11 protein-coding genes are annotated in these 7,359 nt (G+C 63.8%); 2 read left to right on the forward strand and 9 right to left on the reverse strand.

From position 1 onward, the window contains the following. Window positions 1-58 precede the first annotated feature (58 nt). The gene (gene ubiG, locus RMO89_RS19685) at window positions 59-787 is read left to right on the forward strand and encodes a bifunctional 2-polyprenyl-6-hydroxyphenol methylase/3-demethylubiquinol 3-O-methyltransferase UbiG (protein WP_310535312.1); all 729 of its coding nucleotides are present in this window, start codon (window positions 59-61) and stop codon (window positions 785-787) included. Here ubiG and RMO89_RS19690 read toward each other — a convergent pair. The 7 genes from RMO89_RS19690 to RMO89_RS19720 are packed head-to-tail and all read right to left on the reverse strand — an operon-like array spanning window position 765 to window position 3,928. Further along, a complete protein-coding gene (locus RMO89_RS19690) occupies window positions 765-1,412 on the reverse strand; it encodes a hypothetical protein (protein WP_310535313.1) in 648 nt (215 codons plus the stop codon). The genes ubiG and RMO89_RS19690 overlap by 23 nt on opposite strands. Beyond that, the gene (locus tag RMO89_RS19695) at window positions 1,409-1,609 is read right to left on the reverse strand and encodes a hypothetical protein (RefSeq protein WP_310535314.1); all 201 of its coding nucleotides are present in this window, start codon (window positions 1,607-1,609) and stop codon (window positions 1,409-1,411) included. Before RMO89_RS19695 ends, RMO89_RS19690 begins: the two co-directional genes overlap by 4 nt. A 56-nt stretch (window positions 1,610-1,665) precedes the next feature. Next, window positions 1,666-2,181 (reverse strand): ATP-binding protein, encoded by a 516-nt coding sequence (locus RMO89_RS19700; RefSeq protein ID WP_310535315.1) that lies wholly within the window; start codon window positions 2,179-2,181, stop codon window positions 1,666-1,668. Further along, window positions 2,178-2,780 (reverse strand): nicotinamide riboside transporter PnuC, encoded by a 603-nt coding sequence (pnuC, locus tag RMO89_RS19705; protein WP_310535317.1) that lies wholly within the window; start codon window positions 2,778-2,780, stop codon window positions 2,178-2,180. Before pnuC ends, RMO89_RS19700 begins: the two co-directional genes overlap by 4 nt. Further along, window positions 2,777-3,124, reverse strand: a complete 348-nt coding sequence (locus RMO89_RS19710) for an arsenate reductase (protein WP_310535325.1) — start codon at window positions 3,122-3,124, stop codon at window positions 2,777-2,779. The genes pnuC and RMO89_RS19710 overlap by 4 nt, the downstream gene beginning before the upstream one ends. Before the next feature lie 58 nt (window positions 3,125-3,182). Beyond that, on the reverse strand, window positions 3,183-3,620 hold the full coding sequence (locus RMO89_RS19715) for a GFA family protein (protein WP_310535318.1): 438 nt from the start codon (window positions 3,618-3,620) through the stop codon (window positions 3,183-3,185). Next, complete coding sequence (locus RMO89_RS19720; RefSeq protein WP_310535319.1) at window positions 3,617-3,928, reverse strand: antibiotic biosynthesis monooxygenase; 312 nt, start codon at window positions 3,926-3,928, stop codon at window positions 3,617-3,619. Before RMO89_RS19720 ends, RMO89_RS19715 begins: the two co-directional genes overlap by 4 nt. Window positions 3,929-4,010: 82 nt before the next feature. Between RMO89_RS19720 and aroC the strand changes: the two genes are divergently transcribed. Beyond that, complete coding sequence (gene aroC, locus RMO89_RS19725; protein WP_310535321.1) at window positions 4,011-5,078, forward strand: chorismate synthase; 1,068 nt, start codon at window positions 4,011-4,013, stop codon at window positions 5,076-5,078. An 11-nt stretch (window positions 5,079-5,089) separates the two neighbouring features. Here the strand turns inward: aroC and RMO89_RS19730 are convergent, their stop codons facing one another. Then, window positions 5,090-6,118: a nucleoside hydrolase gene (locus RMO89_RS19730; RefSeq protein ID WP_310535322.1), complete on the reverse strand. Its 1,029-nt coding sequence runs from the start codon at window positions 6,116-6,118 to the stop codon at window positions 5,090-5,092. An 85-nt stretch (window positions 6,119-6,203) separates the two neighbouring features. Then, on the reverse strand, window positions 6,204-7,178 hold the full coding sequence (locus RMO89_RS19735; protein ID WP_310535324.1) for a magnesium and cobalt transport protein CorA: 975 nt from the start codon (window positions 7,176-7,178) through the stop codon (window positions 6,204-6,206). Between the last annotated feature and the right edge of the window lie 181 nt (window positions 7,179-7,359).

Here is a 7,359-nt window from a genome sequence, read left to right on the forward strand (position 1 = left end):
GTAAGATTCTTGCGCGCAAGCCCTTCCCCGCGCGGCGGGGGCGCTTTAGGAAGGGCGCATGGCGAATGCAACAACGATCAGGGAAAGCGAAGCCGCGCATTTCGGCAGTCTGGCGGCGGACTGGTGGGACCCGAAGGGCTCATCCGCCATGCTCCACAAGCTGAACCCGGTGCGGCTGGCCTTCCTGCGCGAGGCGGTGGACCACCACTGGCGCGGCGATTCCCGCGCGATCCGGCCCCTTTCGGGCAAGAAGGCGCTCGATGTCGGCTGCGGTGCGGGGCTGCTGTGCGAACCGCTCGCCCGGCTGGGTGCGGCGGTAACCGGGGTTGACGCGGCAGAAGAAAACATTGCCGCCGCGAAGTCCCACGCGGCGGGCGGGGGCCTCGCTATCGATTATCGCTGCGGCGAGATCGGCGCGCTGGGCCTGTCCGGATTCGATCTGGTCACCGCGCTGGAGGTGATCGAGCACGTGGCCGACAAGCCCGCCTTCATCGCGGCGCTGGCCGGCGCTCTGGCTCCCGGCGGTCTCATGGTCCTCTCCTGCCCCAACCGCACGCCGCAATCGAAGCTGCTGCTGGTCGAAGGGGCAGAGCGGCTCGGCATGGTGCCGCGCGGCACGCACCACTGGAGCGATTTCGCCACGCCTGATGAATTGCGCGAACTGCTGGCTGACGTCGGAATGGTGATGAGCGAACCCAAAGGCATTTCGTGGTCGCCCACGCGCGGCCTGCACCTGTCGGTCGACCTCGCGCTGAACTACATCGTCACGGCTGTGGCGGCAGGGTAAACCTCATTGGAACCACGCTGCGCGCCAGCGAGGCGCGCGAGAAGATCGCGCCTTTCGGTAGCCGCTTTTCCCGCGCCACGGTCCGCATTTCGAGCATCGCCTTGCCGGGATTGTCCTCCGGCGCGAAAGTGCTGGAGACGATAACGCCGGCCCTGGTCACGTCATAAGTGCGGATCAGCCCGGCGCCCCACAGCCGCACCCGGTCAACCTCGCCCCAGGGAGACGGATGTTTGCCGAGCCACGCGACCTGCCGGATCGCATCGTCATAAGCGATGCCGCAGGCGGTGTTCGCAATCGCCGCGCCGGACTTGGTGGTGCCATCGATCAGCGAGTAATGCGCGGCGGTCTTGCCCTGGCAATCGGCAACCACACGGTCGCGCGGGGTTTCGACGCGGTGGAGCTTGCCGGCATTGAACTCGGCCGACCATTCCTCGACCGGGTCCGCGCCCTTCAGCCGGATGACAGTCCAGGTGTAGATCGCATAGGTCGCGCGGGTGGTCTTGGTGCGGGTGATGACCGCCTTGGCCTGCGCCGTGTCATCGGGTGCAGAGGCAGGCGCTGGCGCAGCAATGGCCGGCCCGGACAGCACGAGCGCCGCACTCAGCGCCCAACAGCGCATGTTCATTTCGGCGACATGGCGAAGATCGCCCAAGCCAGCAGGGTAGCGGCGATGAACAGCGTCCACGACCAGTAAAAGCCGACGCCCTGGATCATTTCGTGTGACACGTTGAGGTATCCGGCCTTCGTCCGCGCCGAGCCGAAAATCGCGCTGACGACCAAGGTCAGGATCGTGCCGGGGATGAGTGCCTTGAAGAAATCCATGGTGCTGCGCCGCCCTTTTGATTTGGCGAAGTGCAAAACGCGTTTTGGCCGAAAGGTCAAGCCTTGGCGCGGAATTCTGCCAGTGCCTGCCGGACCGCTGCCTCGCGCGATGACCAGTCTCCCGCGATCTCGATAGGAACAATACCGGTATCGGCGAGCACGGCGCGGGCGATGGCATCGAACCGGGCGCGCTCGCCCGCCGTGCCGAAAAAGCGGGTGCCGTCATCAATCCACGGCACGTCGGGCGCGAAGTGCAGGTAATGGTCCGCCTTCGGATAGGCCATCAGCACCGGCGGCACTTCGCCGAACAGCATTTGCGCCCATGCGGCGGTCATCAATTGGTCGGTGTCGAGGATCAGCAGCGCTGGCACCGGCGCCGCAGCCGCATCAACCGCGCGCGCCTGCCCCTCGGCGATGGCCAACAGGTCTGCCATGGTCAGGTCGGTGCCGTGCGCCTCGCAATATTCGCGGCCATATTCGGGCACCCACGCGCAGCCAAGTTCAGCCGACAGCTTCGCCGCCAGCACCGACTTGCCGGTGCTTTCAACTCCGTGGAAGCAGACGGTGATCACGCGAAGCGCTCGGCCTCGGGGGTCTTGCGCGCGGCTTCGGTCCATTCCTTCAGGCCGAACAGGCTCATCACCAGAAAGCCGCCATAAAGCCCGGCAGTCGGTTCAAGATCGCGCATGATGTAAAGCCAGATCGACACCACATCGATCACCACCCACAGCACCCAGTTCTCGATCCGGCGGAAAGCGAGCAGGATCTGCGCGCCCACGCTGAAGACCGCGATTGGCGTATCGATCCACGGAGCCGAGGCGGTGGTGTATTTCTCCATCAGCCATGACAGATTGACGCTGATCGCCGCCATCGCGACGAGCCAGACCCAGCGGCTGCGCCAATCGAGCCAGCGCACCTCGACCTTGTTGTCACCGCCGCCAACACGCAGCCACAGCCACCAGCCCCAGCCCTGCGCGGCGAAGAAGAAGACTTGCAGCACGGCCTCGGCGAACAGCGCCTGTTCCCAGAACACGAAGAAATAGAGCGCCACCATGACCAGCCCGAACAGGTAGTTCCAGTGGCTGCGGAAGATGAGCAGCGCGATGTTCATCACACCAAAACCGGCGGCCGCCCATTCAAGCCAGAACAGCGTTTCGGAGCTGACAATCATGCGAATGCCGCCGCCCATTCGTCAGGCTTGAAGCCAACCAGAATTCCGCCCGCATGCTGGACCACGGGCCGCTTGATGCAGCTGGGATTGGCGACCATCAGCGCCACGGCCTTGTCCTGGTTCAGCCCCTCGCGGTCGCCCTCGGGCAGCTTGCGAAAGGTGGTGCCGGCGCGGTTGAGCACCTTTTCCCAGCCCGCCACATCGCACCAGCGCGCGACCTGTGCGGCATCGGCACCTTGCTTCTTGTAGTCGTGGAAGGTGTAGGCAATGCCTGCCGCGTCGAGCCAGTCGCGCGCCTTTTTCACCGTGTCGCAGTTGGGAATTCCGAACATCGTGACCGTCACAGCAAAACCCCCTTGAACCTCGTCCCGGATCGCTCCGGTGCCAGTCTGTGCGTAGTAATTATCCTCCGGCAGCATCGTCGCCGATTATGCTTGGCGCGCGCACATAGCCGAAATCTTCTGCGCCTGACCACGCTCGCCCATCGGGATACCGCAGTTCCACTCCGACAAGATCGCCCGGTTCCGCCAGCAGCATGTTCGCTCCCAGCTGCGCATTGCCATATTGCGAAATGGCGCTTTCCGTGAGGGTGAAATGCGTTGTTGAACCGCATTCCGGGCAGAAGTGGACGCTGGCCGAGGGATCGTCCTTGTCGGTCCGGCTGTACTGTTTCGTGTTCCCCTCGACCCGAACGTCAGAGGGATGGAAATAGGACCAGTGTGCGCCTGTCTTGGCGCACAACGTGCAATTGCACGCGTGGACAAAGTCAGGGCGCTGGCTGATCGCAATTTTGACCTGTCCGCAAAGGCAGGAGAGGTTGACGCGATCCGCTTCGTTCATTCCCCATGCCTCCCAAAGCTGCTGACGCGCGGGTCGCTCATCGAAATACTGGCGTAGCTTTCGTAATACTCACTGCGCCCGCGCGACTGCACCACGGTGTGTTCGGGGTGGCGGCCCCATGCCTTCGCGTGGGCCTCGCTGTCCCACTCTGAAATCGTCACCACCTCGCCATCGTCGGCGTGGAAGGTCTTGATCGAGCGGAAGCCCGGCATGGCCGAGGCGAGGTCGATCATGTGCGCGGCGTCGGCGTCATAGGCGACTGCATCGAAGCCGGTGCGCTTGCGGTTGCGGAACACGGTGATGAACATGGCGGCGCTTGCGCTCCCTCTTGCCCGTAGGCTCTAACCGGCAAAGTGGACAAATCAATCATTCTCGGCAAAAGGCTGGCCCATGAGCGTCAACACTTTCGGCCGTCTGCTGCGTTTCACCACTTGGGGCGAAAGCCACGGGCCGGCGCTGGGCGCTGTCGTCGATGGCTGTCCTCCGGGGCTGGCGCTGGACGAAGCGGCGATCCAGCCGTTCCTTGATGCGCGGCGGCCGGGCCAGTCGAAGTTCACCACGCAGCGGCAGGAGCCCGACGCGGTGAAGATCCTCTCGGGCGTGTTTGAGGGCAAGACGACTGGCACACCGATCAGCCTGATGATCGAGAATGTCGATCAGCGCTCGAAGGACTATTCCGAAGTCGCCAAGGCCTATCGCCCGGGCCATGCCGACTATGCCTATGACGCCAAGTACGGCTTCCGCGACTATCGCGGCGGCGGGCGTTCATCGGCGCGCGAAACGGCGGCGCGAGTGGCGGCGGGCGCGGTGGCGCGGCTGGTCATTCCCGAACTAACCGTGCGCGCCTGGGTGTCGGAAATCGGCGGCGATGGCATCGTCATGGACAATTTTGACTACGCCGAAATCGGCAACAACCCGTTCTTCTGCCCTGATGCCGAAGCCGCCGCGCGCTGGGAAAAGATTGTCGACGAAGCGCGGCTCGCCGGGTCCTCGGTCGGCGCGGTGGTCGAATGCGAAGCCACTGGCGTTCCCGCCGGCTGGGGCGCGCCGCTTTATGGCAAGCTCGACGCTGATCTTGCTGCCGCGATGATGGGCATCAACGCGGTCAAAGGCGTGGAAATCGGCGACGGTTTCGCCGCCGCGCGGCTGACCGGAGAAGGCAACGCCGATCCGATGCGCCCGGGTGAAGATGCACCAGAATTTCTCGCCAACCATGCTGGCGGCATAGCGGGGGGTATCTCAACCGGCCAGCCGGTGCGCGTGCGCGTGGCGTTCAAGCCGACCAGCTCGATCCTCACCCCGCAGCAGACCATCAACCGCGATGGCGAAGCGACCGAGATGTTCACCAAGGGCCGCCACGACCCCTGCGTCGGCATCCGCGGCGTGCCGGTGGTCGAGGCGATGATGGCGCTGGTCTTGGCCGATCACAAATTGCTGCACCGGGGCCAATGCGGCTGATTGTAGCCAAGTTATCGATAGCGCAATTTCGCCAGCATATCCCGCCAGGTCAGGCCGGAATCGACCATGTCATAGACGCGCATCGGTCGGCCCGCCGGATTCGCAACGTAGCTGCCATCCAGTGTGAGGTTCGGCGCCGGGCGCAAGCTATACCGGCTTGACGAGGTATCGGGCTGAAACGCCGATTGCAGCGCCGTCAGCGTCACCAGCGCGCAATCGCCAAGGGCATAGGTTTCGCCCTGGCTATAAATGAAACTGGGCAGATTTTTCGCCAGCCGAGCTTCGGTCTGGATCACCTGCTGGCGCAGATAGCGCCCCAATGGCCCAAGCCGCGCCAATTCTTCCAGTTCGGACACCCCGACCAGCATCTGCCGGAAGGCATTGCGCGGAACTTGCCAGATTTCGATATCGGATTCGTTGAACACGACCTGGGCGGCAATCCGGTCGAGACTGAAGTTGTATTCGGCTTCGCTTGGGCCAGCAGGAGCAATCGCAAGGTCGGGATGTTCCGCGCCGCCGATCCACAGCAGTTTGAGTCGCTTGCCTATTCTCGGCTCCTTCAGCCAGGCCAGCGCGATCTCGGTCAGGCTGCCACCTGCTGCGTAATAGAGCGGCGTCCTAACATCCTCGCGCATCGCCTCGCGGATGATCGCGGCACTCGCGGGACTGGTGCCGGGCTGCGCGCGCGAAGCGAGCCGCTGGTCCGACCCCGCGATAACAGTAGGCCGGTTCTTCGCGGGAAAGAATGCCAGCAGTTCCTTGGCTTTCTCGGCGGAAGCCCAGGCCTTGTGCGGGATGAGGTCCGCCTCGCCGAAGTCCATGTACTGCGAACCGACGACCAGCGGGATTGTCAGCGATCGGCACAGGAGGAAATGCGCCAGCTGGAACAGCCCATCAGGATCACCGCCCATGTCATTGTCGATGATCACCCGCATGCGCGGTGCTGGCTCGGACGCGACCGCTCTACCGGTCAGCATGGTCATGGCGGACAGGGCGCTGCATCCGACCAGAAGGCTTCGGCGCGAAATGGGATGGTTCATGGTCTCTCCGTGTCTGACCCGACATCTCGCGGAGCAGAGAGCCAAGTCAAATCCGGATTATCGATAGGTGCCTATCGGGGCGAACCTAGAGCCACTCGATCCGGCGGAACCTGAACCACAGGCCGACGCAGATCGCGCCGATCACGCTGACCACCAGCGGATAGCCATACTGCCAGCGCAGTTCGGGCATGAAATCGAAGTTCATGCCGTAGATCCCGGCGATAGCCGTCGGCACGGCGAGGATCGCAGCCCAGGCGGCCAGCTTGCGGGTCATTTCGCCTTGCCTGTGCGCTTCCAGAAGGCTGGCGGTTTCGACGATGCTCGCCAGCGTTTCCTTGAGCCCGCGCATCCGCACCAGCGTGCGCCGCATATGGTCGAGCACGTCGCGGAACCACACGTGGCTGCTTTCGTCGACGTGCGGCAGGTCGGTCACCGCGAGGCGTTCGCAGGCTTCCTCCATCGGGCCGACGATTCGTTCGAACCGGCGCAGCTGGCGGCGCAAGCGGAAGATGCGGCGGATGGTCGACTGTTCGGGGAACGAATGGATCGCCCGATCCTCCATGGTCTGGACCGATTCCTCCAGCCGGTCGATCAGCGGCTGATAACCATCGACGATGAAATCGAGGATGGCATGGGCGACGAAATCGGTCCCTTCGGTCAACCGTTCGGAATCAATCTCAAGCCGCTGGCGCAGTTCGTGGTGCGCGCGGCTGGAACCGAAACGCACGGTGATGATGAAGTCCTTGCCGACGAACAGCGCTGTCTGGCCATAGGAAATCGCCTCGCCCTCATCCATCGACGCGGTGCGCGCGACGATGAACAGGTGGTTCTTGTAAACCTCCACCTTGGGCAGTTGCTGCGGGTTGAGCGCGTCTTCCACCGCCAGCGGGTGCAGGCCGAACTGCGCGGCGAGCAATTGCATTTCTTCCGGCTCGGGTTCGGCCAGGCCGATCCAGTCGAACTGGCCCCGGCGCAGGCCCTTTCTCTGCGCGCCATCGATGGGCAGCGCGTGGATCGAGGCAATTCCACGGGTATAGCGGCGCGAGGCAATCACTGGCATGACTGGCCTTGTTGCAAGAGAAACGCGGGCTGGCAATCGTCGCTGAACCTGCTTACACTGCTGTCAACAACGGAGAGAGACTGCATGGCCGCCAGCGAAGTGTTCGACATGATCATCGTCGGCGCCGGGATTTCCGGCATCGGCATGGCCGCCAAGCTGGCCAAGGGCTGCCCGAAGAAGA

Origin of the sequence: Novosphingobium sp. (genome assembly GCF_031424035.1) — a bacterium.
Lineage (GTDB): Bacteria > Pseudomonadota > Alphaproteobacteria > Sphingomonadales > Sphingomonadaceae > Novosphingobium.